Genomic DNA, 24,256 nt, shown 5'->3' with positions numbered 1-24,256 from the left:
AATCTAATCCGCTTAGGCTGCTTGTTCACTTGCAACTGGGGCTGGAGTGCGAATCAAGTAGTCAAATGCCCCCAAGCTGGCTTTGGCGCCCTCGCCCATGGCGATGATGATCTGCTTGTACGGCACGGTAGTTACGTCGCCGGCGGCGAACACGCCACTTAAGCTGGTGGCACCATGAGCGTCAACTTCAATCTCACCGCGGGATGATAGCGCCACTTTAGAGTCTTTGAGCCACTCACTGTTTGGCACCAAACCAATCTGCACAAAGATACCTGACAGTGCTAATTGCTTTAGCTCGCCGCTGGTGCGGTCTTTGTACTCAAGGCCCGTCACCCGAGTGCCATCCCCCAATACCTGAGTGGTCTCAGCCAAAGTGATGATCTCAATATTGGCGGTGGCGTTGGCTTTATCTATCAGTACTTGGTCAGCACGCAGGGTATCGGCAAACTCAAGCACGGTCACATGCTCAACAATACCTGCAAGATCGATGGCCGCTTCAATGCCGGAGTTACCGCCACCAATTACCGCCGTGCGCTTGCCTTTGAACAGCGGGCCATCACAGTGAGGGCAGTAAGCCACACCTTTGTTGCGATACTCCTGCTCTCCCGGCACGTTCATTTCGCGCCAGCGGGCACCGGTTGAGGTGATCACGCTGCGGGCTTTGAGCACTGCGCCGCTTTCCAACTCAACGTGGATGTAACCATCGCTGGTCTCTTCTGCGCCGATGATGTTGGCTGCACGCTGCTCGGTCATCACCTCAACGCCATACTCTTTGACGTGCTCTTCTAGGCTGGCAACCAGTTTAGGCCCAGTGGTAGCTTTAACAGAGATGAAGTTCTCAATGGCCATGGTGTCTTGCACTTGACCGCCAAAGCGGTCGGCAACCACGCCAGTGCGAATGCCTTTACGAGCGGCATAGATGGCTGCAGAAGAACCCGCAGGACCGCCGCCAACAACAAGCACATCAAATGGGGCCTGTTGGTTGATTTTGTCTGCTTTCTTAGCGGCAGCACCACGGTCTACTTTATTAAGAATCTCTTCTAGAGACATGCGGCCTTGACCGAATAACTCGCCATTTACGAACACGCTAGGCACCGCCATGATGTCGCGAGACTTCACCTCTTCTTGGAAGGCGGCACCGTCGATCATGGTGGTGGTGATGGCGGGGTTGATGGCCGCCATCATATTAAAGGCCTGCACGACCTCGGGGCAGTTCTGACAAGACAGTGAAATGAAGATCTCCACCTTCAACTCGTTGTCCAAAGCCGCAATCTGTTCGATGGTCTCAGCGTCCAACTTCATCGGGTGACCACCGCTGTGCAGCAATGCCAAAACTAAAGAGGTGAACTCATGCCCCATTGGCAGGCCGGCAAAGCCGATGGCGGTGCCTCTTTCTGGGCTTTCTACCACCATTTGCGGCTTTCGCTCACTAGCGTCTGCATCCGTTACCACCTCGATTTTGCTGCTTAGGCTGGCAATATCGGTGGCCAATGCATTGAGTTTTTGGGCGGTGTCGCTGTCATCCAGCGCCAGGCGCAGACGCACGTTGGTTTTCAGGTGTTCAAGGTAGCTTTTTAGCTGCTGCTTCATGGCTTGATCTAACATGGGACATCCACTCCAAAATTCGGTTTAAAATCAGATAAAAATAAAGTTCGATAAAACAAAGGGGCTGCACACCCCAGCGGAAATGAACAAAGGCCAAGGTGTGCAGTTATAACGGGGTCAGCTTAGATTTTGCCAACTAGGTCCAGAGATGGAGCCAGAGTTTCTTCACCCTCTTTCCACTTGGCTGGGCAAACTTCGCCTGGGTTATTGGCAACGTACTGAGCCGCTTTCACCTTGCGCATCAAATCTTCAGCGTCGCGGCCAATGCCTTCAGCAGTGATTTCCATCGCCTGAATCACGCCTTCTGGGTCAATCAGGAAGGTAGCGCGGTCTGCCAGGCCCTGGCCTTCACGCATTACACCGAAGTTGTTGGTGATGGTGCCGGTTTGGTCGCCTACCATGAAGTAGTTGATCTTGCCGATGGTGTCAGAGCTGTCGTGCCACGCTTTGTGGGTGAAGTGAGTGTCGGTTGATACCGAGAACACCTCAACGCCACGCTTCTGCAGCTCTTCATAGTGGTCCGCCAGATCACCCAGTTCAGTTGGGCATACGAAGGTGAAATCGGCTGGGTAGAAGAAGAACACAGACCACTTGCCTTTAACGTCCTGTTCAGTAATTTCAACGAACTCGCCTTGCTTGAATGCGGTTGCTTTGAATGGCTTGATTTCAGTGTTGATCATGAGGTAACTCCCTAGAAACTCTCGTTTAAAATGTTTTTGGAAGACACTGCGTTGTGTCGATGGAGCTATAGTGCCTCCGAACCCAAAAATATAAAAACGATTGAAATCTATCACCTCATTCGCATTTTTAGATTGAACCAGTAATTCTCTTTCCCGAGTCCAACGAACGGTCAATCGCAGCTCTGTGCTGTCTTTGTATGAAGAGAGAGGTTTGATAAGATGGCGCCGCTCATTTCATAGAACAATAATACGGTAGCTTGATGTCTCAATTGACCCGTCGCCCTCTGGATCTGCCTAGCGACGCCCCTGCGCTTTTCTCCAGCCTGCAACACCAACCCTGGGCGATGTTGCTGGACTCCTGTACGCCAGACAGTCAGCCAAGTCATCCTGATAGCCGTTTCGATATTCTCTGCGCCGATCCCATTGGTCACCTTATCTGCCGAGGAAACACCACACAAGTTCGATGGTTTGAGCAGCAGTGGCAAAGCCAAGAGGATCCCTTGGCGCTGCTGGATGAGCTCATCGCCAGAATGCCGCAATACCCAGTTCATTCCGATTCAGAGCATCATGATCTGCCCTTTGTTGGCGGCGCCGTGGGGCATTTTAGTTACGATCTTGGCCGCCGCTTTGAAGAGCTGCCCAGCCAAACTCAAGATGAGATTGAGCTGCCAGAGATGGCCATCGGTCTATTCGATTGGGCCGTAATCATCGATAAGATCGCAGGCAGTGTTGAGCTGGTTGTGCAAGGCGATGAATCAAGATGGCAACAGCGATTAGAGTGGCTTCAAAACCAAATTGACCATCACCACAGTCAAAGCCAGCCATTCGCGTTAACCAGTGCTTGGCAGCAAAATACCAGTAAAGCGGCGTACCGAGAGGCGTTCGCCAAAGTGCAAGAGTACCTGCGAGCTGGCGACTGCTATCAGATCAACCTAACTCAGAGATTCAAGGCCTCCTACCAAGGCGATGAATGGCAGGCCTATCAACAATTGCGCGCCGCCAACCAAGCCCCGTTTTCCGCGTTCATCCGCCTCCCCGATGCGGCGCTGTTGTCGGTATCGCCGGAGCGATTCCTATCGGTCGATGGCAAGCAGGTACAAACCAAGCCTATTAAGGGCACCCGCCCTCGCCATCAAGACTCACAACAAGATAAAGCCAATGCTAACGAGTTGGCGCATGCCCCTAAAGACCGGGCTGAGAACCTGATGATCGTCGATCTGCTGCGCAATGATCTTGGCCGCGCCGCCGCCCCGGGCAGCGTTCGCGTTCCTGAGCTGTTCGCCATCGAAAGCTTTGCTGCCGTACATCACCTTGTGAGCACCGTCACCGCCGAGCTTGCCGAAGGCGTGGGTGCCTGCGATCTGCTTCGTGGCGCCTTTCCCGGAGGCTCGATTACCGGTGCCCCTAAAATTCGCGCCATGGAGATCATCGAAGAGCTCGAACCCTATCGCCGCAGTCTATACTGCGGCAGCATCGGATACCTCAGTTGCCACGGCAAAATGGACACCAGCATCACCATCCGCTCTTTGGTAGCCAAACAACAAAACCTCTATTGCTGGGCGGGAGGCGGCATTGTTGCTGATTCCCAAGTCGACGCCGAGTACCAAGAGTGCTTTGATAAACTCGCGAAGATTCTACCAATACTGGAAAGCGCTGTTGGCTAACGCTTAAAAAAGTGGTTACCACGAACCAGCTACCGTTAAGCCTCCCAGCTTTGTTTAGGCGAAACGTCTGTGCCTTTGAGAATGCGGACGCCTTTGTTAAGGTAAAACCAAGTTCGCGCAAGCTAAGGAGTGCTTCTCGGTGAGGCGTCAGCAGTTTTTATCGCAATTTTCATTGGCCACCATGGGGAAAAGTGAAGACCCATTGGCACGCCACCCCCAAGCCAATCTGTTCCAACCCGCTTCGGTGCTGCTGGCGATGGAGGAGCGGGGTGACGGCTTAAATTTGCTTCTGACGCGCCGGTCCCCTCACCTTCGGCACCATGCCAACCAGATAAGTTTTCCCGGTGGAAAACAAGATGATACCGATCTTAATCTTTGGCACACCGCCACCCGAGAAGCCTGGGAAGAGGTCGGCCTGCCTCCTGAGCACCTGCACCGCATCGGTCAACTGCCAGACTTTCACACCATCAGCCGCTTTCGCATGCAGCCGCAGCTGGCTTTTATCGAACAACCATTTGCTCCCAAGCTCAGCTTGGACGAAGTATCCGAGTGCTTCTACGTGCCCCTTGGCCACCTGCTGGATCCGAACAATCGCGAATCTATGGTGGTCAGTCGTCGCGGCGGTGAACATCGGGTCTACTTTATGTTTTATCAGAACTACAAGATCTGGGGCGCCACCGCTGCCGTCATTGAGCAGTTGGTTCGCCACCTAGGCTACCCCGCCGCCAAATAACGCTGGAAACGGCACAGCTTCCGTCGCCGTTTTAGTATCAAAAACCATAATTTTCGGCCAGTTGCTGGATAATTCGGCACCCCTACCGTAAAAGTGACACGCATTGTGGTTTCAGCCCTTGAGAAACCGCTCAAGCTAGGTAAGATTGTGGGTCATGCCTTTTGGCAACAAATCTGTATTTTTTTATTAATCTCGCTGGAGAGACAACCGAGAATGAGTGTGGCAACTATCGCTGACGTCTTAAAGGGCGTCTACGCTGTCGGTAGCGAAGTAACGGTTCAGGGTTGGGTACGCACCCGCCGTGACTCCAAAGCCGGTATTTCCTTCCTAGCCGTTTATGACGGCTCCTGTTTTGATCCGATTCAAGGCGTAGTGCCTAATAATCTGAATAATTACCAGGAAGACGTGCTGCGACTGACTGCTGGCTGCTCGGTTAAAATGACCGGCGAAGTCGTAGAGTCCCCAGGAAAAGGTCAGCAATTTGAGATGGCCGTGACTGGCGTTGAAGTGGTTGGTCTGGTTGAAGATCCTGACACCTACCCAATGGCCGCCAAGCGTCACTCCATCGAATACTTGCGTGAAGTAGCTCACCTGCGCCCTCGCACCAACCTAATTGGTGCGGTTATGCGCGTGCGTAACTGCCTGTCTCAAGCAATTCACCGCTTCTACCACGAGCAGGGCTTCCTGTGGGCATCCACCCCGCTGATCACCGCTTCTGATGCGGAAGGCGCCGGTGAGATGTTCCGCGTATCCACCTTGGATCTGAACAACCTGCCTCGCACCGATAAAGGCGATGTCGATTTCGACAAAGACTTCTTCGGCAAAGAGACCTTCCTGACCGTATCCGGCCAGTTGAACGCTGAGACCTACGCCTGCGCCCTGTCTAAGGTGTACACCTTTGGTCCAACTTTCCGTGCTGAAAACTCCAACACCAGCCGTCACTTAGCGGAGTTCTGGATGGTTGAGCCGGAAGTGGCGTTTGCCGATCTGAATGACATGGCCAAACTGTCTGAAGATATGCTGAAGTACTGCTTTAACGCGGTACTTTCCGAGCGCATAGACGATCTAAAGTTCTTCGAGCAGCGCGTAAATAAAGAAGTGATCACCCGCCTTAAGTCCTTCGTAGAAGCGGACTTCGCTCAGGTTGATTACACCGACGCCATCGAGATCCTCAAAGCCTGTGGCAAAGAGTTCGAGTTCCCAGTTGAATGGGGCATCGACATGTCTTCCGAGCACGAGCGCTTCCTAGCGGAAGAGCACTTCAAAGCCCCAGTGGTTGTGAAGAACTACCCGAAAGACATCAAAGCCTTCTACATGCGCCTAAACGACGACGGCAAGACCGTTGCCGCCATGGACGTACTGGCACCAGGCATCGGTGAGATCATCGGTGGTTCTCAGCGTGAAGAGCGCTTGGACGTACTGGATCAGCGCATCGAAGAGATGGGCCTGCCAAAAGAAGATATGTACTGGTACCGCGACCTGCGACGTTACGGCACCGTGCCTCACGCCGGCTTCGGCTTGGGCTTCGAGCGTCTGGTAAGCTACGTAACCGGTGTTGCTAACATCCGTGACGTAATCCCATTCCCGCGTGCGCCGCGTACCGCTAACTTCTAAATCCCATTTAGAAGCGCAATAGAAACCCGCCCCTTCGGCGGGTTTTTTTATTGAATTTTGACTCGCCAAATCTCGCTCACTAATGGCCAGTTAGTCAGACCTAAAAAACCACCTCATTCCTTCGTTCCAAGCAATCGGATATTTCTCTTAAGCACCCTAACGTAATGTGATCTGACGCAACTTTTGACGGCGGCATATCACTATAATCATCACAAATATTTTATATCAATCACATTAATGCTGTGTGCAGTTCAGAAGCCCTCAGAAGTTCTGAATCAAGGCAGCGTTGCGAAGGAATGGTGGAGTCCTTTCGAACAACGCTAACGCAGAGTCAGGGCTTGTGAGCGCTTCCCGAAGGGCTGATTTAATCGGTCATCATGCTGCGTAGTAAGCCTCACTTCAGAGCCACTAGAGCTTCACTTTACTGCCTTGTCTGAGAACCGATTAAGTTCAGCTGAATGAGCAGATCATTAGTTTGATTGGTATTACCCATCACATAACAACAAATAGCGCTACTGCAACGAGAAACATCGATGTCCCAGGTTACCCAACTAGAGCCACAGCACGACACCCAACCGCAAGCCTCTACCCCGGAATTCCCAATCAGTCAGCCTAAATTTCGCGTTGAGCACGATCTGCTCGGTGAGCGCGAAGTCCCGAATGATTGTTACTATGGCATTCACACCATTCGCGCCATGGAGAACTTCCAGATCTCAGGCAGCAGCATCAATGACGTGCCCGAGTTTATTCGCGGCATGGTGCAAGTAAAGAAAGCCGCTGCCATGGCCAATCGCGACCTGCAAGCCATACCCAATGCCGTTGCCAATAAGATCATCAGCGCCTGTGACCGCATTTTGGACGATGGCCTGTGCATGGATCAGTTCCCGTCGGATCTGTTCCAAGGGGGGGCTGGAACATCGGTCAACATGAACACCAATGAGGTGGTGGCCAACCTTGCTCTTGAATTGATGGGCGAAGACAAAGGCAGCTACCATCTGGTTAACCCTAACGACCACGTAAACCACAGCCAATCCACCAACTGCGCCTACCCCACCGGTTTTCGCATTGCCCTGCTGGCTTCCATCGATGCCCTGACTGCGGAATTCGAGCAGCTTCAGCACAGTTTTGCCGCCAAGGGCGACCAGTTCTCTGACGTATTGAAGATGGGGCGTACCCAGCTTCAGGATGCGGTGCCGATGTCCGTCGGTCAGGAGTTTATGGCCTTTGCTGAGCTGATTCAGGAAGAGATCAAAAACTTAAACCACACCGTGACCCTGCTGCACGAAGTCAACCTAGGCGCTACCGCCATCGGCACGGGCCTAAACACGCCAACAGGTTACAGTGAACTGGCCATTGAGCACCTTGCGGCCATCACCGAGCGTCCTCTAACCAAGGCCAATAACATGATTGAAGCCACTTCAGATTGTGGCGCCTTCGTGATGTTGCAAGCGGCACTAAAACGCACTGCGGTGAAGCTATCTAAGATCTGTAACGATCTGCGCCTGCTCTCCTCAGGTCCTCGTACCGGCCTTAAAGAGATCAACCTTCCAGAGCGCCAAGCGGGCTCCTCCATCATGCCCGCCAAGGTAAACCCCGTTATTCCTGAGGTGGTTAACCAAGTTTGTTTTAAGGTGATCGGTAACGACATGACCGTCACCATGGCCGCCGAAGCGGGTCAGCTGCAACTTAACGTAATGGAGCCAGTGATTGGCCAAGCTCTGTTCGAGTCCATCAAGCTGCTTAACAATGCCAGCATCAGTCTGCGCACCAAATGTGTGGATGGCATTACCGTCAATGCAGAGCGCTGCTTAGAGCACGTGATGAACTCCATCGGCATCATCACCTACCTAAACCCGATCATCGGCCATCACGAAGGTGACATCGTTGGCAAGATCTGCGCCGAAACCGGCAAAGGGGTGAAAGAGGTGGTACTTGAGCGTGGACTTCTGACCGAAGCCGAACTGGATGCCATCTTCTCGGTAGAGAATTTGATTCACCCGGCCTACTCCGGAAAGCGTTACGACTAACTGAATAGTTATTGAGCACCTTTTGCCCTACGAAAGGTGCTCTTCGTCGAAATAAGCCTGACTGAAATACCTTTCTTACTGGCATTGATCACAAAATTCACATAGCAATGTCACACCGTAACATCTGTTACAAATTACGCCTTGTATTCACTATCCATTCAATTTCCATTCAGTTACAGTGTCATCCGACAGACCCGTTTTAAACGGCTTCACAAACAAAAAAGTGCCTACTTCACGTCAAGATGACTCGAGAAAGTCACTGGGTAGGACAACAACAATTAAGCAAAGGAATCTAAAATGTTTCGCCACTCCATTCTGGCCGGAGCCATTGTGCTATCGTTAGCGGCCTGTTCTGAACAACACGCTACCGCCCCTGTGAACGACAGCGCCCAAGCCACCGAGACCGTGGCGCCAGCAGTAATGCAACTGGCCGATACCAACCCATTCAAGTTTGAAAGCACGCTGCCTTATCACGCGCCAAACTTCACCATCATCAAAGATGAGCACTTCAAACCTGCGTTTGAAGTGGGCATGGCGGAGCACATGGCTGAAATTGATGCCATTGCCAACAATCCAGAGCCAGCCACCTTCGACAACACCATCAAAGCGATGGAGCAATCTGGTGAAGTACTGGGTCGAGTTTCATCTGTGTTCTTCAACCTAAATGGCAGCGACAGCAACCAACTGCGCCGCGATCTGTCTACCGAGATGGGTCCAAAACTGGCTGAGCACAGTGACAACATCCACATGAACCCGAAACTGTTCGCTCGTGTGGAAACCCTATATAACCAGCGCAGTGGCTTAGGGCTGGACGCTGAGTCTCTGCGCCTGCTGGAAATCAGCTACGACAACTTCGTTCGTGCCGGTGCCAAGCTGGATGAATCACAGCAGAAACAGGTTCGAGCTTTGAACAAGCGCCTGTCTGAGCTGACCAATGCCTTCGGACAAAATCTGCTGGCCTCCTCAAAGGCAATCCCCGTTTTGGTGACCGACAAAGCCGAACTGAGTGGCCTGCCTGAAGGACAGATTCACGCCGCAGAACTGGCTGCAGAAGCGGCAGGCAAAGAGGGTTACCTACTGACCCTAACCAACACCACTCGTCAGGGCGTTCTAGAGCAACTAGACAATCGTGACCTGCGTGAGCGCGTGTGGAAAGCCTCTGCCACTCGTAACACCTCTGGTGAAAGCGACAACCGCCCTATCGTCAAGGAGCTGGTAAAACTGCGTGCGCAGAAGGCCGAGCTGTTTGGCTTTAACAATTGGGCCGAGTACAAGCTGCAAAACCAGATGGCGAAGAAGCCTGAAGCCGTTATGGATCTGCTGGGCTCCATGGCGCCTAAGGTCACCACCAACGCCATGGCAGAAGCCCAAGAAATTGAAAAGATGATTAAAGCCGAAGGTGGCAACTTTAAGGTTGAGCCTTGGGATTGGCTGTACTACGCCGAGAAAGTGCGTCAGCAAAAATTCAACATCGATCAGCAAGAAGTGGCGCAATACTTCGAGTTTGACCGCGTGTTGGAAGATGGCGTGTTCTACACCATGAACCGCCTGTTTGGCATCAGCTTCAAGAAGCGTCCAGACATCCCCGCCTACCACCCAGACGTTGTGGTTTATGAGATGTTCAACGAAGACGGCTCCGCTCTGGGTCTGTTCTACGCCGATTACTTTGCCCGTGAAGGCAAGCGCGGCGGTGCTTGGATGAGCAACTTTGTTGATCAGTCACACCTAAATGGCAACAAGCCGGTAGTAATCAACGTCATGAACATCGAAAAGGCGGCTCCAGGCCAGCCTCAGTTGGTGAACTACGACGAAGCCACTACCATGTTCCACGAATTTGGTCACGGCCTACACGGTGCGTTCTCAAACGTAAACTACGCCAGCTTGTCCGGCGCCAACACCCCTCGCGATTTTGTTGAGTTCCCATCGACCTTCCAGGAAGATTGGGCAGCCAACCCAGAGGTGATCGCCAACTACGCTAAGCATCAGGAAACCGGCCAGCCGATCCCAGACGCTTTGCTGAAGAAAGTACTGGCAGCCAACAACTTCAACCAAGGCTTCAACACCTTGGAATACCTGTCTGCTGCCCTGCTGGACATGGAGTGGCACTCACTACCAGCCAATGCCGAGATTGGCGACGTCGAAGCCTTTGAAGCCAAGGCTCTAGAAAAGCACGGCATCAACCTTGCCGCCATTCCTCCTCGCTACAAGTCAGCCTACTTCGCTCACGTGTTTGCCGGTGGCTACAGCGCGGGTTACTACGCCTACATGTGGAGTGAAATCCTCGCCGCCGATGCCTTTAGCTACATGGGCACCAAAGGTGGCCTAAGCCGCGAGCAGGGTCAAATCTTCCGCGATAAGATTCTGTCTGTGGGTAACTCAAAAGATCTGATGGAAGCCTACAAAGACTTCCGTGGTCAGGCACCTGAGTCTACCGCACTGCTAGAGCGCCGCGGCATCGCCCTGTAAGGCAACCCATTCCCAACCGAAGCAAAGGTCAGCGTAATGCTGGCCTTTTTTGATCTTTCCCATTGACTTAAACCTAACTTGAAGTTTTAAGCTGCCTGCCATCGTTAACTGGATGGACTCTTCACCCATGAATCTAAACGCATTTTTAACTCGCATTGGCTACACGGCCGACCGTACCCCAAACCTTGCCAATCTGAATAGATTGCAGCGCCAGTTCCTGTTGCACATCCCATTTGAGAACCTGGATATTCACCAAGGCATTCCTCTCAACTTCGACAGCTCACCGGTATTTCACAAGCTCGTCGCATCAAAACGTGGCGGCGTCTGCTATGAAAATAATGCGCTGTTCTACGATGCACTAACGGCCTTAGGCTACGAGGTTAAGTTCTTGGGCGCAGAGATGTGCAGTGACAGGCCCCTTAGGCAGTTTTACGATCATATGTCGCTAAAGGTCACCATCGACAATCAGCACTATTTGGTGGATGTGGGCAATGGTCGCCATTTTGGAGCCCCGGTAGCCTTCAGTGGCCATCAGATAAGTCGCAGCGAAGGGTTTCAGTATCGAATCGATGAGTATGATACCGCTCATCTTGCGCTCTATTACCGCGATGAGTCAGAGCCCAACAGCCCTTGGCAACCTAGATTCGTCTTTGTAAAAACGCCGGTTAGCCGCCGCAGCTTTCTGGACGCCTGTCACCGCACACAAACCTCGCCAGAGTCGCACTTTACTCAATCCAAAGTGATCACTCAACTCACCCCAACCGGTCGCATCAGCTTGTCTCAGTCTGAGGAGGCAACCAAATTCACGGTCACCACCGATGGCCAAAAGCAGGAGCAATCCATAGACGCAGACCAGTTCAACCAGTACCTTAGACAGTACTTTCAGATCACTCTGCTGAATGGATAAAACGGCCAACAAGGAGTTCGCCCATGCACAAAAGTCGCCTCGCCGCCTTTGTTATTGATAATCAGGTGGATGACATTGAAGAAGCCAATCAGTTTTGGGAACGCGCCCTAGGAATGCCCTGTCGCCGCTCAGACGATGAGTGGGCGGAGCGCTATGCCAGCCTTGAAGCGCCAGCCAGTCAGCCTCAGATGTTGATCCAGAAAGTCAGTCACCCCAGCCGCATACACATGGACATCGAAACCGACAACATTGACGCAGAAGTGCAACGGCTACTCGAACTAGGGGCCATTGTCGTCGAGCGCTTCCCCCGCTGGGTGGTAATGGAAGCGCCCACCAAACACCGCTTCTGCGTAGTGCACCCCCAACGCAGTGACTTTGACAGCTCCGAAGATGTGAACTGCTGGAACTAGCCACCACTAAAGTGGCTAATTCGGTTCCAAAGGGTATAGCTGGACTCAAAGTGCATCAGCAGCACCAACACCAGTATGGCTAAGGGCGGAAGGATCATGGCGTAGATCAGCGCCAATCGTTCCCACATCATGTGCATAAACACCGCCACAATTAGCCCGGCTTTAAGTGCCATGAACACAATGATCAGCCCCCACCGAAGCATACCCTGCAGCTGCATGTAATCGACGGTGTAGGACAATGCACTTAATAAGAACAGCAAAAACCAGATCTTAAAATAGACCCCGATAGGATGCACCGCCGGTTTCGGTGGCTGCGCTTGCTGATTATCAACATTTTGATGTTGCATACCGCCTCCTACCACAGATAGAAAAAGGCAAAGATAAATACCCACACCAGATCCACGAAGTGCCAATAGAGCCCGGTGTTCTCAACGATGCTGTAGTCGCCCTTGGCCTCATAATCTCCACGCTTCACTTTCAGAGCCACGATAATAAGCAGCAGCACTCCAATGGAAACGTGCAGCCCATGAAAGCCGGTAATCATGAAAAATGCGGCGCCAAACTGAGGCGCGCCCATGGGGTTTTCCCAAGGGCGAACCCCATCTTCGATAAGTTTGCTCCACTCAAAGGCTTGCATGCCAACGAAACTGGCGCCCAAGATCGCCGTAATTAACATCAAGTTCGCAGCCAACTTTGGGTTACGCCGATAGCCATAATTCACCGCCAAGGCCATGGTGCCGCTGGAGGTGATCAGAATAAACGTCATGATGGCGATCAGCAGCAGAGGTACACTGGTGCCCATTACCTCTAGGGCAAACACCTCCGACGTCAGTGGCCAAGGCTCAACACTTGAACTTCGAGCAACCATATACCCCACCAGAAAACTGCCAAACACAAAGGTGTCGCTCAGCAGAAAAATCCACATCATCGCCTTGCCCCAAGGCACCTGAAACGCTTGTTTATCTGCAGCCCAATCTTGGATAAATTCTGAGTTTTTCATCATTCACTGACCTCGATGCCGCACAGCGCCGCCAGCAGCTTATAGGTCGCTGGCGGGCAACTGATCAATGCAAACAACACACACCAAAGTAGAAACAGATAATGCCAATATCGAGTCAACAACTTGAGACGCAAGGTATTCAGCCCGCCCCACAAACTTGGCAGCAACCAACAGCACACCCCGATAGCCACCAACAGATGCAGTGCGTGCAGCCCCGTGAGCAAAAAATAGAACCCTGCCGATGGCCCGCTGCGAATGCCAAAGCCGGCATCAGCAAACCCTTGCCATACCTGCCATTGACCAACCATAAACGCCAGCGCTAACGTCAGCGCCGCCGCCAGCAATACAAGCTGTACGGCACTTTGGCGATGTTGAGAGGGAAACTCATTGGCCAGTTGCAACACGGCACTGGACGCCAATAACGAGCAGGTATTGATCCACAGTGGCCTTAACTCAAACAGCGGCTGCCACGGCTGCTCTGTAAGCGGTGCCCAATCCGGCGATTGCGACCGCATAATGGCTGACAGCATAAACAGCACAAACAGCGAGCTTATCACCGCTAAGGTTACCCAAAGCCCTACCGCGCCTGCGCTACGATGGCATGTCTTAGGAGCAAATCCACCGGTTTCCCAAGGCTTTTCAGCCAAGGTCCCAATAACGCCCCTAACGTTAACTCGGCTCATGAATTGGCCCTCCCTCGTTAGCGGCACCTTGGTGACCATCACTGTCCGCTTCGGTTTGAGACTGGATTAATTGGGGCCAAGGATCGGTTTGCACCACCATGTCACCAGAGTGGCCGGGAAGGTGATAATCGTAAGGCCAGCGATACACCACTGGCAGCGAAGGGCCCCAGTTGCCATGGCCTGGAGGCAAGGTTGGCGTTTGCCACTCCAGCGAGGCAGACTCCCAAGGGTTGGGGTTGGCCTTTCGACCTTTGAAATAGCTCCAGCCTAAATTGAATAGAAACAGCAACTGCGCTGCGGCCACCACAAAGGCGGCAATACTGATAAAGGCATTGATGGCATGGGCTTCAGGGGGAATAAACTCATAGTTATCGTAGGCATAGTAACGCCTTGGCAATCCCAAAACGCCAAGGTAGTGCATGGGGAAATAGATGGCCCAGGTTCCGATAAAGGTTAACCAGAAGTGCCATTTCCCCAAGGCATCGTTGAGCATTCTGCCGGTAACGCTGGGGTACCAAAAATAGAGCCCACCAAAGATCACCAAAATCGGGGCGACGCCCATTACCATGTGAAAATGCGCCACCACAAAGTAGGTATCCGACAGCGGCAAGTCCACCACCACATTGCCGAGGAACAGCCCGGTCATGCCACCAAACACAAAGGTCATTACAAAGGCGATGGAAAAAAGCATCGGCACCGTCATTCGCACGTTACCTCGCCACAGGGTCAGCACCCAGTTGTACACCTTGATGGCGGTGGGCACGGCGATGATCAGCGTGGATACCGCAAAGAAGAATCCAAAATAGGGGTTCATGCCGGACACATACATGTGATGCGCCCACACCACAAAACTCAGGGCGCCAATGATGACAATGGCCCACACCATCATTCGATAACCAAAAATGGTTTTGCGAGCATTGACGCTGATGAGATCCGACACAATACCAAAAGCAGGCAGCGCCACGATATACACCTCTGGGTGACCGAAAAACCAGAACAGGTGTTGAAATAAAATGGGGCTCCCGCCAGAAAAATCGGTCGCCTGCCCTAATGAGATCAGCTCCGGCATAAAAAAGCTGGTTCCAAGCAACTTATCAAATAGCATCATCACCGCGCTCACAAACAGCGCCGGGAAGGCCAACAACGCCATCACCGTGGCCATAAAAATGCCCCATACGGTTAATGGCATCCGCATTAGGGTCATGCCACGGGTTCTTGCCTGAAGTACCGTGGTGACGTAATTAAGCCCCCCCATGGTGGCCGCCACAATAAACACCGCCAGCGACACCAGCATCAACACTATGCCACCATCCACACCAGGAGTGCCGGGCAAAATCGCCTGAGGCGGATACAATGTCCAACCCGCGCCGGTGGGGCCGCCTGTCACAAAAAAGCTGGCCATCAAAATCAGCACCGCCAACAGATAGGTCCAGTAACTGAGCATATTAAGAAACGGGAACACCATATCTCTGGCACCAACCATCAATGGAATCAGGTAGTTACCAAAGCCACCTAAAAACAGCGCCGTTAACAGGTACACCACCATGATCATGCCGTGCATGGTGATCATCTGGTAGTACGACGAGGGGTCAATAAAATCAAACTGCCCCGGGAACCCCAGTTGCAGCCGCATTAGCAGGGATAACACCAAGGCCACCAAGCCCACCGCGATGGCCGTTAAGGTGTATTGAATGGCGATAACTTTATGGTCTTGGCTAAACACATACCTTTGCCAAAACCCTGTTGGCGCGGGATGGTCACCATGATCCAAATCGGTAAATGCAGCTTGCGACGGCTCACTCATGGGTTACTCCCCTTCTCCGCCAAGGTTTTTATGTAGGTGATCAAGGCGTTGATCTCAGCCTCAGTTAACGGCTGAGCAGGCATGATCGCGCCGTAGCCTTGAACCAACTCACTATTGGGCTCAGAGATGGCCCGCCTCAAATAGGCCTCATCTGCAATCACGCGCTCCCCTGAGGCCAGTGGCCGTTCGCGGCCAAATAGCCCCAACCAAGTCGGTCCAAGGCTATGACCGCCATCAACGCTATGACAGGCGATGCAGCCCTTGGTGGTGACGAGCTGCTTGCCATCCACCGGCGCTGAGGGGCCACTTTGTTTTACACTCTCCGGGGGTGGTTTACTGATGGGCGCACTGGGCTGAGCAGAATTTGGCAATGGCGATACCACGCCGCCTTGCTCTTTGATGTAGGTGATCAGGGCGGAAAGTTGAAGCTCAGACAAAGGATAGGCTGGCATCACATTGGCGTAGCCCTTAACAATTTTGGCTCCCGGGTTGGTGATCGACTCCGCCAAATAGGCGTCGTCGGCCACAACCTCGCTGCCATCACTGAGGAGCTCAGTTTTGCCATAAAGCCCCTTCCAACTGGGCGCCAATGGGCTGTCCTTAAACCCATGACAGGCCATGCAGCCTTGAGATTCGGCTAGAGCTTGCCCCTCTTGAGCTTGGGCCGATAAGGGGTTGGCCAATGACGCGCTAACACTACTTAACGTCCCTTGAGCGAAACTTGGCAGCTCATCAAGCCACCGGATAAAGTGATCCACTGGCTCAACTACGACCGCACCGCGCATATTGAAATGGCCAACGCCGCAGAGCTCCGCACAGAGAATCTCAAATCGGCCCAACTCCGTTGGCGTAAGCCACAACGAAGAGACAATGCCTGGCACCGCATCCATCTTGTTGCGAAATTGAGGCACATAAAAATCATGAAGCACGTCTTTGGAACGCAGTTTTAGGTGCACCGGCCTGTCGATAGGCAGATGAAGTTCATTGCTGGTCACCAGTTTGTCATCTTGACCCGCAGGATCCGTTGGATCGATGCCAAACGGATTGGTCGGCGAGATGCGCTTGATGTCGGTTTTCCCCAGCAAGCCGTCATCACCTGCAAGACGAAACTGCCAACGCCACTGCTCTGCCAGCACCTCCACTTCATGGGCATCCTCTGGCACACTCACCACATCAGAGTAAACATACAACCCGGGCACCAGCATTAAGGTGATGCCAATGGCCGTGGCGCCAGTTAGCCAATACTCCAGCTTTTTGTCTTCAGGTTGGTATTCGGATTTTGCGTCTTGGCGATAGCGGTATCGATACAGCGTCCACGCCATGAACAGCACCACAGCGATAAACACGACGCCAGTGATGATAAGCGTAATAACGATGGTGGTGTCGATGTCACCCCAGTTGGAGGCCAGCGCAGGCAACTGCCAGTTTCCAGCGAAGTGAAACCACAGAGAAGCGACCAACAACAGAACGAGCACCACGGCCAGAATCATACGCGCCACCTACACTGCTCTCGCAGGATAATCGGCAACTTTCCCAGTCCCTTGGCGCATTCGCCGACGTGCTGCTCAACGAGCAGTGAAAAGAGGGTTAAAAAATTTTGCTGTTGGTCTTAAACCCTAGATGGCGATCATTAATTCTGCCACTACGAGTTGCCAAAACGCGTAATGTCTTCCACAAAAAACGCCACCCCCATGACCAATTTTTGCCTTTGTTTGTCACTTAACAGCGCATGCCGGTGAAGACGCAAAGCCGCATTGGCTAAGGTGATTTGGTGAAGGTTAATGTCACTTTCCAAAAGTAATTTTCGGCACTGGTGCTTCAGCCCCCCTTCGACTTGCTGATGCCAAGGAACTTCCGGATGATCATCAGGGTCTTCGGACAGACGATAACCTTGAAGGTAGACCTCGGTGACCGCCTTAATAAACCTCACCTCCCCCAGAGTTTGTCGGTGAGTCAGCAGGCCATTTAAGGTGATCCAGTGATGGCCGAAAAAGCCCGGGTGCTCAATGATCGAGTCAATCATTACGGGCAACGATTTCGAAGACCTCAGCGTCTCCCCGTGGGCTTTAGGCAGCGGCCCCGGTGAGGCTTGAGGAAGATGAAAGCTGGTGACGGTAAACTCGGTAAAGCGCTCGATAAAGCGGCAGCGTTGCCGTTCGTTATCGATTAAGGGCCAAGCTTCGATAAAGGAAAACAGTATGGTCCAGCGATGGCCTAAATCATCAAAGCCTTCACTGGCCTGCTGCAGATAGTGAGCAAACACCACCTTTGCCCCCTGCTCTTCAAACCATTGAGCCATGGTGAAATAGACAAAGGGAAACACCCCTCGGTTTAGCATAAACTGGCGCCTTCTTGGCAGTACCTCAACCTGATGCTTTGCCTGATAGAGAGTGTCTGTCGCCACCATAGGTTCAGAGTTCAGCAACTGCGCGATTTGAGCCACCTCCTCCTTCGAAAGCGCCAGCTCATCGATAAGATTGGGCATGGCCAGATAGCACTTAATGCTATGCTGCTGCACCACCGCGGCGACTCGGCTCAGCACCGAATCCAAGCTCATCCCGCTCTCTAACGTCATAACGCATTCCCTGTCATTATGTAAACTTATTTACTTATATAATCAGTTGCAACGTGGAATAGCAAATACAAAAAAGCCGGCTAACACAGCCGGCTTTCATCGTTTTGGGGGTGTAACTACACAGAGACGTGTCGCAATGCTTCCGCTGAAAGATCGCTGATAAGCTGCCAATCGCCGTCACGAACCGCTTCGGTAGGTGCCACCCAACTGCCGCCAACACAGGCCACGTTGCTCAGAGCCAAGTAGTCTTTGCAGTTGTTTAAACCGATACCACCGGTTGGGCAGAAGGTCAGCTTGGTCAATGGGCCGCCTAGGGATTTGATCGCTTTTACGCCGCCACTGGCCTCTGCCGGGAAGAACTTCAAGTGGGTGTAGCCATAATCCATCGCTTTCATGGCGTCGGAGACCGATGCCACACCTGGGATCAGTGGGATGCTGCCCTTAGCGCCTGCTTCCAGTAGGGCACTGGTCACTCCGGGGCTAATGGCAAACTGTGCACCCGCTTCGGTCACCTGTTGCAACTGCAACGGGTTCAGAACGGTTCCTGCCCCCACTAGGGCTTCCGGCACCTCTGAGCGGATCAGTCGAATCGCTTCAAGGGCACACTCGGTACGTAAGGTCACTTCCAAAATTCGGATGCCACCAGCCACCAGCGCTTTCGCCAGCGGCACCGCTTGATCAAGCTGTTCAATCACCATCACCGGCACCACAGGGCTTGTGGCGAAGACATCGGCAGATTGTAGGTTCCAGTTTTCCATATAAGTCCTCGACTTAATCTAACAGTGCCGATGCGCCCGTTTCTGGGCTAGACAGCAGCTTACGCATATTCTTAAACAGTTCGCGACCAAGGCCTTCGTCGTTATCACGAAGATCCTTCTCAGGCACAGTGCGAGATTCGATTTCTACTTCGTCCACCAGCAGCTCAAGGATACCGGTCTTGGCGTCCAGACGAACCAGATCGCCCTCCTTCACTTTAGCCAGCAATCCGCCATCAAGGGCTTCTGGGCTAACGTGAATGGCAGCCGGCACTTTACCGGAAGCGCCAGACATACGGCCGTCGGTAACCAGCGCTACTTTGAAACCTTGGTCTTGGAGCACACCCAGTGGTGGCAACAGCTTGTGCAGCTCAGGCATACCGTTGGCCTGAGGGCCTTGGTAACGCACAATGGCAACGAAATCTTGATTCAATTCGCCATCTTGGAACGCCTTGGTCAGCGCAGCTTGAGACTCAAAGATCTTAGCCGGCGCTTCGATCACCTGATGCTCTTCAGCAACGGCAGAGGTCTTGATCACCGCTCGTCCCAAATTGCCTTTCACTAGGTTCATGCCGCCATTTGGCAGGAACGGGCGATCCACAGGACGCAGAATTTCGTCATCTCCTGAGGCTTCAGGGATTGGGTTCCACACCACTTTACCGTCAACCAGTTCCGGTTTTTCAGTGTAGCGCTCAAGACCATAGCCCGCGGCAGTATGCACGTCATCGTGAAGCAGGCCACCACGGCGCAGCTCACGAATCAGGAATGCCATGCCACCGGCTTGGTGGAAGTGGTTGATGTCAGCCTGTCCATTTGGATAAACACGAGCCAACAGTGGCGTTACCGCAGATAGCTCGGCGAAATCCTGCCAATCCACGATGATGCCCGCAGCACGAGCCGCAGCCACAATGTGCATGGTTAAGTTGGTGGAGCCACCGGTAGCCAGCAGTGCCACGATGCCGTTAACCACGCTCTTTTCATCCACAATCTTATACAGTGGCGTAAAGCCATCACCCGGCTGAGCCATGCGGCACACCTGCTGGCTTGCCAGCTTAGTCAGGGCCAGACGCAGAGGACTGGTTGGATTCACGAACGACGAGCCCGGCAGTTGCAGACCCATGGCCTCAAGAACCAACTGGTTGGAGTTGGCGGTGCCGTAAAAGGTACAAGTACCAGGGCTATGGTAGGACGCGGACTCGGCTTTGAGCAGGTCATCATCGCTGACCTTACCTTGAGCATACTCCTGACGAACCTTGGCTTTCTCTTTATTTGGAAGGCCAGATGGCATAGGACCGGCTGGCACAAACAGGGTGGGCAGGTAACCAAAGCTCATGGCGCCCATCAGCAGTCCGGGAACAATCTTGTCACAGATCCCCAGCATCAATGAGCCATCAAACATGGCGTGGGATAAGCCAACCGAGGTGGCCATGGCGATCACATCCCGAGACATCAGGCTGAGCTCCATGCCCGGCTGACCTTGGGTCACGCCATCACACATCGCTGGAACGCCGCCCGCCACCTGAGCCACGGAGCCTACCTCACGGCAAGCTTCTTTGATGATGTCAGGGTAGACACCATAAGGCTGGTGCGCCGACAACATGTCGTTGTAGGCGGTCGTGATGGCGATATTGGACTTATTAAAGTGCGACAGCGTGTCCTTTTCCTGCTTACCACAGCTCGCAAAGCCGTGAGCAAGGTTTGAGCAAGAGAGCGCTTCACGCTGAACCCCTTTCTCCTGCTGTTTTAGCATACGAGCCAAGTAGGCCTGACGGCGCGCTTGGCTGCGCTGGACGATACGCTCGGTTACCGCAGTAATGGTGGCGTGGGTCATGAATTTTTGCTCCAGTAAACATCAACGGGCGTGTTGCGCTGCTTCAGCACGGCGCGGATGGGCATCGCCATCACATCGTCTGAGCTTAGTGCCTGTTCCAGCACTTGCTGCTTGGCCTCACCCTGAAGGTGCAGATAAATTTGGCGACTGTTAAGCAGTGCGGACAGCGACAGTGACAATCGGCCATGAGGTGCCGTAGTCGGGTGCACCGCAAGACACATCGCCTCGGTTTCCAGCCCCTGGGTCAATTGCTCAGAGCAGGGGAATAACGATGCGGTATGACCGTCGTTACCCATACCAAGAATCACCACATCAAAAGGTCGTGGCAGATTCGACAGCACTTCGGTAGTCATCTGCACACCCTGCTCTGGCGTGGAGTGGATGTTCTTCAGGCCGCGAAACTTGGCCGATGCGGCGCGGTTGACCAGAAGATGCTCGCGAACCAAGCGTTCATTGGAGTCTGCGTGTTCAGGGGATACCCAGCGCTCATCCGCTAAGGTGACGAACACCTCTTGCCAGTCAATCGCTTGCGTTGATAGAGCCGCAAATAGCTTCAATGGCGTACTGCCACCGGAGAGCACCAATGAGGCGCTGCCCTTTTTGTCTACCGACTCTTGCAGCTGGGCAGCAATCTTCTTCGCCAACACCTGAGCCAACTCTGGCGCGGTGTCGAAGGTTTTCAATACGGGGAGGCTTATCATATTACTCATCCCAAGAGCGGCCGTCTTTGGTGATCAGCGCTACAGAGGCTACCGGCCCCCAAGTGCCTGCAGGGTAAGCTTTTGGCAGCTCGTGTGAGTCACCCCAAGCACGGAGAATTGAATCACACCAAGTCCACGCCTGCTCCACTTCATCACGACGAACAAACAGCGACTGGTTACCCAACATGCACTCTAACAGCAGTCGTTCGTATGCATCGGCAACGCGCTGATCTTTGAAGGTGTCGGAGAAGGACAGATCCAACTTGGTGGTTTGCAGACGCTGGGTTTCATCCAGACCTGGTACCTTGTTCATCATCTGAATCTCAACCCCTTCGTGAGGCTGCAGACGGATGGTGAGCTTGTTTGGTGGCAGTTGGCGATAACTGTCGCGATACAGGTTGTGAGGTGGGTTCTTAAAGTACACCACAATTTCGGAGCACTTAAACGGCATCCGCTTACCGGTTCGCAGATAGAACGGCACGCCGGACCAGCGCCAGTTATCGATATCCACTCGAAGCGCCGCAAAGGTTTCCGTGTCTGAGTTGAGGTTTGCCCCCTCCTCTTCTAGGTAACCGGGGACTGGCTGGCCTTTAAGGAAGCCGGCCGAGTACTGACCGCGAACGGTGGTATCGAACACGTTGTTAGCATTGATAGGACGCAGTGACTTTAAGACTTTCACCTTCTCATCACGAATGGAGTCCGCATCCAGATTGACCGGAGGGTCCATGGCCACCAAAGACAACACCTGCAGCAGGTGGTTTTGGATCATGTCTCGCATCTGGCCCGCTTGGTCGAAATAGCTCCAGCGGCCTTCGATGCCCACCTCTTCAGCCACGGTGATCTGCACATGATCGATGGTACGGTTGTCCCACTTCGAGGCAAACAGTGAGTTGGCAAAACGCAGTGCCACCAAGTTCTGAACGGTTTCTTTACCTAAGTAGTGGTCAATACGGTAGATCTGATTCTCTTCGAAGAACTCCGCCACTTGATCGTTGATCACCTTGGAGGACTCAAGGTCATGACCAATGGGTTTTTCTAGAACAACACGGGTGGAGGAGGTAATCAGAGAGCTGGAATGCAAACAGCGGCAGATGGCGCCATAAATAGAAGGGGGAGTCGCGAAATAGTTCACCATGACATTGTCTGGGGCGGATTGCCGCAGTTCATGGAACTGTTGGTAACCTTCTGGCTGGGTGAAATCCATGGAGAGATAGTGACAGCGCTTAAGCAGACGCTGAAGAACGTCGTCATCCACGGCTTCTTTAAGGAATTGACCTAGGGAAGCGCGGATGGCCTCCAGGTACTCCTCTTGACTCATCTCCTGACGAGCTACCCCAAGAATGCGAGTGCCGTCATGCAACAAGCCAGCTTTATCTAACTGGTACAGAGAGGGGATCAGCTTACGGCGAGCTAAATCGCCGCTGGTACCAAAGAGCACGAAATCGCACGGCTTTGCCACCGAGCCGGTAAAGTGGGTCACTATCCAACTCCTATCATCAACTAATGCTATCGCATTGTTTTTGTAAATTTACTACATTAAAGAGAATAATTTTCGAGATTGCAACGGCGGAGTGCACTGAAATGCTAGATAATTTACAACTTCGTTTGTAAACTATTGAGAACTGCATAATTCGGTTTAGCCGCAAGCCGCTCAGTTTCGTCATCGACTGACCCTTATTATAGGACGTGAGTGGCTCCATATTGCAGCCATCTTCTCGGTAAACTGGGCGAAAGATCGCATGAATACACTAGAAAAAATACAATCAAATTTAAGCAACTTCAGTAAGTCCGAGCGCAAAGTAGCGGAAGTCATCTTAACCTCTCCCCAAACCGCTATCCATGCCAGCATCGCGACTCTCGCGAAAATGGCTGACGTCAGCGAACCTACGGTAAACCGCTTCTGTCGCCGCTTAGACACTAAGGGCTTTCCAGATTTTAAGCTACATCTAGCACAAAGTCTGGCAAATGGAACGCCTTACGTCTCCCGTCACGTCGATGAAGACGACGGTCCAGACTCCTACACCAACAAGATATTTGAGTCCTCTATGGCTGCGCTCGACACCGCACGCCAGTCCGTGGATCCGATGGCGGTCAATCGCGCTGTTGATATCTTAACTCAAGCTCAGCACATCTCCTTCTTCGGCTTGGGGGCCTCCTCCTCCGTTGCCCACGATGCGCAGAACAAATTCTTCCGCTTCAACGTACCAGTGACCTGTTTTGATGACGTGTTGATGATGCGCATGAGCTGCATCAACGCCACCACAGGTTCGGTACTGGTGCTGTTCTCCCACACCGGGCGAACCAAAGCCATGGTAGAGGTTGCTAAACTGGCTCGGGATAACAACGCTCAGGTCATCGCAATCACCGCCAAAGACAGCCCGCTGGCTCGAGAAGCCACCTTAGCGATAACCGTAGAAGTGCCTGAAGACACCGACATGTTTATCCCTATGGCGTCGCGCCTGGCCCACCTAACCGTAATCGATGTGCTGGCAACTGGCTTTACGCTGCGCCGCGGACCACGCTTCCGTGACAGCCTGAAGCGGGTAAAAGAAGCGATTCGAGAGTCTCGTTTCGAGAAACCGTCGCACATTTAACACGCACACCTCAAAGTCTGTGCCGCAGTTTAACAAGAACTGCGGCATTTTTTTTCTTATAGCGACTACACTTTTCATCAATATTGGCAGTTTTAGGGTCTTGACCTTGCACTAGGTCACATTTTTGTATTGAACCTACACCTATAATTTGTGTAAGTTTCTTTCAAAATGAACTTTTATCGACTACGGTAAGTTCCAAATTTTTTT

The 24,256-nt window shown here is 52.8% G+C and carries 20 protein-coding genes; 8 read left to right on the top strand and 12 right to left on the bottom strand.

Annotated elements, in window-relative coordinates:
• Positions 1-12: 12 nt before the first annotated feature.
• Both ahpF and ahpC read right to left on the bottom strand, forming a co-directional pair.
• Entirely contained in the window at positions 13-1,605 is a 1,593-nt protein-coding gene (gene ahpF, locus FCL42_RS16425; RefSeq protein WP_136864517.1) for an alkyl hydroperoxide reductase subunit F, read from the bottom strand.
• Positions 1,606-1,727: 122 nt separating this feature from the next.
• Positions 1,728-2,285: an alkyl hydroperoxide reductase subunit C gene (gene ahpC, locus FCL42_RS16420; protein WP_136864516.1), complete on the bottom strand. Its 558-nt coding sequence runs from the start codon at positions 2,283-2,285 to the stop codon at positions 1,728-1,730.
• 260 nt (positions 2,286-2,545) lie between these two features.
• On the opposite strand from ahpC, the gene pabB reads away from it, so the two are divergent.
• The 7 genes from pabB to FCL42_RS16385 all read left to right on the top strand — a co-directional run bounded on the left by pabB (position 2,546) and on the right by FCL42_RS16385 (position 12,106).
• Positions 2,546-3,949, top strand: a complete 1,404-nt coding sequence (pabB, locus tag FCL42_RS16415; RefSeq protein WP_136864515.1) for an aminodeoxychorismate synthase component I — start codon at positions 2,546-2,548, stop codon at positions 3,947-3,949.
• Between the two features lie 139 nt (positions 3,950-4,088).
• Positions 4,089-4,682: a CoA pyrophosphatase gene (locus tag FCL42_RS16410; protein ID WP_136864514.1), complete on the top strand. Its 594-nt coding sequence runs from the start codon at positions 4,089-4,091 to the stop codon at positions 4,680-4,682.
• Positions 4,683-4,895: 213 nt separating this feature from the next.
• Positions 4,896-6,296: an asparagine--tRNA ligase gene (gene asnS, locus FCL42_RS16405; protein WP_136864513.1), complete on the top strand. Its 1,401-nt coding sequence runs from the start codon at positions 4,896-4,898 to the stop codon at positions 6,294-6,296.
• A gap of 533 nt (positions 6,297-6,829) precedes the next feature.
• Entirely contained in the window at positions 6,830-8,323 is a 1,494-nt protein-coding gene (aspA, locus tag FCL42_RS16400; RefSeq protein WP_136864512.1) for an aspartate ammonia-lyase, read from the top strand.
• Positions 8,324-8,620: 297 nt separating this feature from the next.
• The gene (locus FCL42_RS16395; protein ID WP_136864511.1) at positions 8,621-10,789 is read left to right on the top strand and encodes a M3 family metallopeptidase; all 2,169 of its coding nucleotides are present in this window, start codon (positions 8,621-8,623) and stop codon (positions 10,787-10,789) included.
• Between the two features lie 127 nt (positions 10,790-10,916).
• On the top strand, positions 10,917-11,696 hold the full coding sequence (locus FCL42_RS16390; RefSeq protein ID WP_169308426.1) for an arylamine N-acetyltransferase family protein: 780 nt from the start codon (positions 10,917-10,919) through the stop codon (positions 11,694-11,696).
• 23 nt (positions 11,697-11,719) lie between these two features.
• Positions 11,720-12,106, top strand: coding sequence for a VOC family protein (locus FCL42_RS16385; RefSeq protein WP_136864509.1), 387 nt, complete (start codon positions 11,720-11,722; stop codon positions 12,104-12,106).
• Here the strand turns inward: FCL42_RS16385 and FCL42_RS16380 are convergent.
• The 10 genes from FCL42_RS16380 to zwf all read right to left on the bottom strand — a co-directional run bounded on the left by FCL42_RS16380 (position 12,103) and on the right by zwf (position 22,935).
• Complete coding sequence (locus FCL42_RS16380; RefSeq protein ID WP_136864508.1) at positions 12,103-12,453, bottom strand: cytochrome C oxidase subunit IV family protein; 351 nt, start codon at positions 12,451-12,453, stop codon at positions 12,103-12,105. The two genes, FCL42_RS16385 and FCL42_RS16380, sit on opposite strands and share 4 nt — an antisense overlap.
• Positions 12,454-12,461: 8 nt before the next feature.
• Positions 12,462-13,109, bottom strand: coding sequence for a heme-copper oxidase subunit III family protein (locus FCL42_RS16375; protein ID WP_136864507.1), 648 nt, complete (start codon positions 13,107-13,109; stop codon positions 12,462-12,464).
• The gene (locus FCL42_RS16370) at positions 13,106-13,789 is read right to left on the bottom strand and encodes a cytochrome c oxidase subunit 3 (protein WP_169308425.1); all 684 of its coding nucleotides are present in this window, start codon (positions 13,787-13,789) and stop codon (positions 13,106-13,108) included. The genes FCL42_RS16375 and FCL42_RS16370 overlap by 4 nt, the downstream gene beginning before the upstream one ends.
• Entirely contained in the window at positions 13,776-15,593 is a 1,818-nt protein-coding gene (ctaD, locus tag FCL42_RS16365; protein ID WP_136864505.1) for a cytochrome c oxidase subunit I, read from the bottom strand. The genes FCL42_RS16370 and ctaD overlap by 14 nt, the downstream gene beginning before the upstream one ends.
• A complete protein-coding gene (locus FCL42_RS16360) occupies positions 15,590-17,083 on the bottom strand; it encodes a cytochrome c oxidase subunit II (protein ID WP_136864551.1) in 1,494 nt (497 codons plus the stop codon). The genes ctaD and FCL42_RS16360 overlap by 4 nt, the downstream gene beginning before the upstream one ends.
• 152 nt (positions 17,084-17,235) lie before the next feature.
• Positions 17,236-18,168, bottom strand: a complete 933-nt coding sequence (locus FCL42_RS16355) for a hypothetical protein (RefSeq protein ID WP_136864504.1) — start codon at positions 18,166-18,168, stop codon at positions 17,236-17,238.
• Positions 18,169-18,284: 116 nt separating this feature from the next.
• A complete protein-coding gene (locus FCL42_RS16350; protein ID WP_136864503.1) occupies positions 18,285-18,926 on the bottom strand; it encodes a bifunctional 4-hydroxy-2-oxoglutarate aldolase/2-dehydro-3-deoxy-phosphogluconate aldolase in 642 nt (213 codons plus the stop codon).
• A 13-nt stretch (positions 18,927-18,939) separates the two neighbouring features.
• Positions 18,940-20,754 carry a phosphogluconate dehydratase gene (gene edd / locus FCL42_RS16345; RefSeq protein ID WP_136864502.1) on the bottom strand — a complete coding sequence of 605 codons (1,815 nt, stop codon included), beginning with the start codon at positions 20,752-20,754 and terminating at the stop codon, positions 18,940-18,942.
• Positions 20,751-21,455 carry a 6-phosphogluconolactonase gene (gene pgl, locus FCL42_RS16340; protein WP_136864501.1) on the bottom strand — a complete coding sequence of 235 codons (705 nt, stop codon included), beginning with the start codon at positions 21,453-21,455 and terminating at the stop codon, positions 20,751-20,753. The genes edd and pgl overlap by 4 nt, the downstream gene beginning before the upstream one ends.
• A gap of 1 nt (position 21,456) precedes the next feature.
• Positions 21,457-22,935, bottom strand: a complete 1,479-nt coding sequence (gene zwf, locus FCL42_RS16335) for a glucose-6-phosphate dehydrogenase (RefSeq protein ID WP_136864500.1) — start codon at positions 22,933-22,935, stop codon at positions 21,457-21,459.
• 259 nt (positions 22,936-23,194) lie between these two features.
• Between zwf and FCL42_RS16330 the strand changes: the two genes are divergently transcribed.
• Positions 23,195-24,049 carry a MurR/RpiR family transcriptional regulator gene (locus tag FCL42_RS16330; protein ID WP_136864499.1) on the top strand — a complete coding sequence of 285 codons (855 nt, stop codon included), beginning with the start codon at positions 23,195-23,197 and terminating at the stop codon, positions 24,047-24,049.
• Positions 24,050-24,256: the final 207 nt, after the last annotated feature.

Source organism: Ferrimonas aestuarii (assembly GCF_005116665.1).
In the GTDB taxonomy this organism is placed as follows: Bacteria; Pseudomonadota; Gammaproteobacteria; order Enterobacterales; family Shewanellaceae; genus Ferrimonas; species Ferrimonas aestuarii.
The sequence above is the reverse complement of the archived record's forward strand: the minus strand, read 5'-3'. Positions and strand labels throughout refer to the sequence as shown.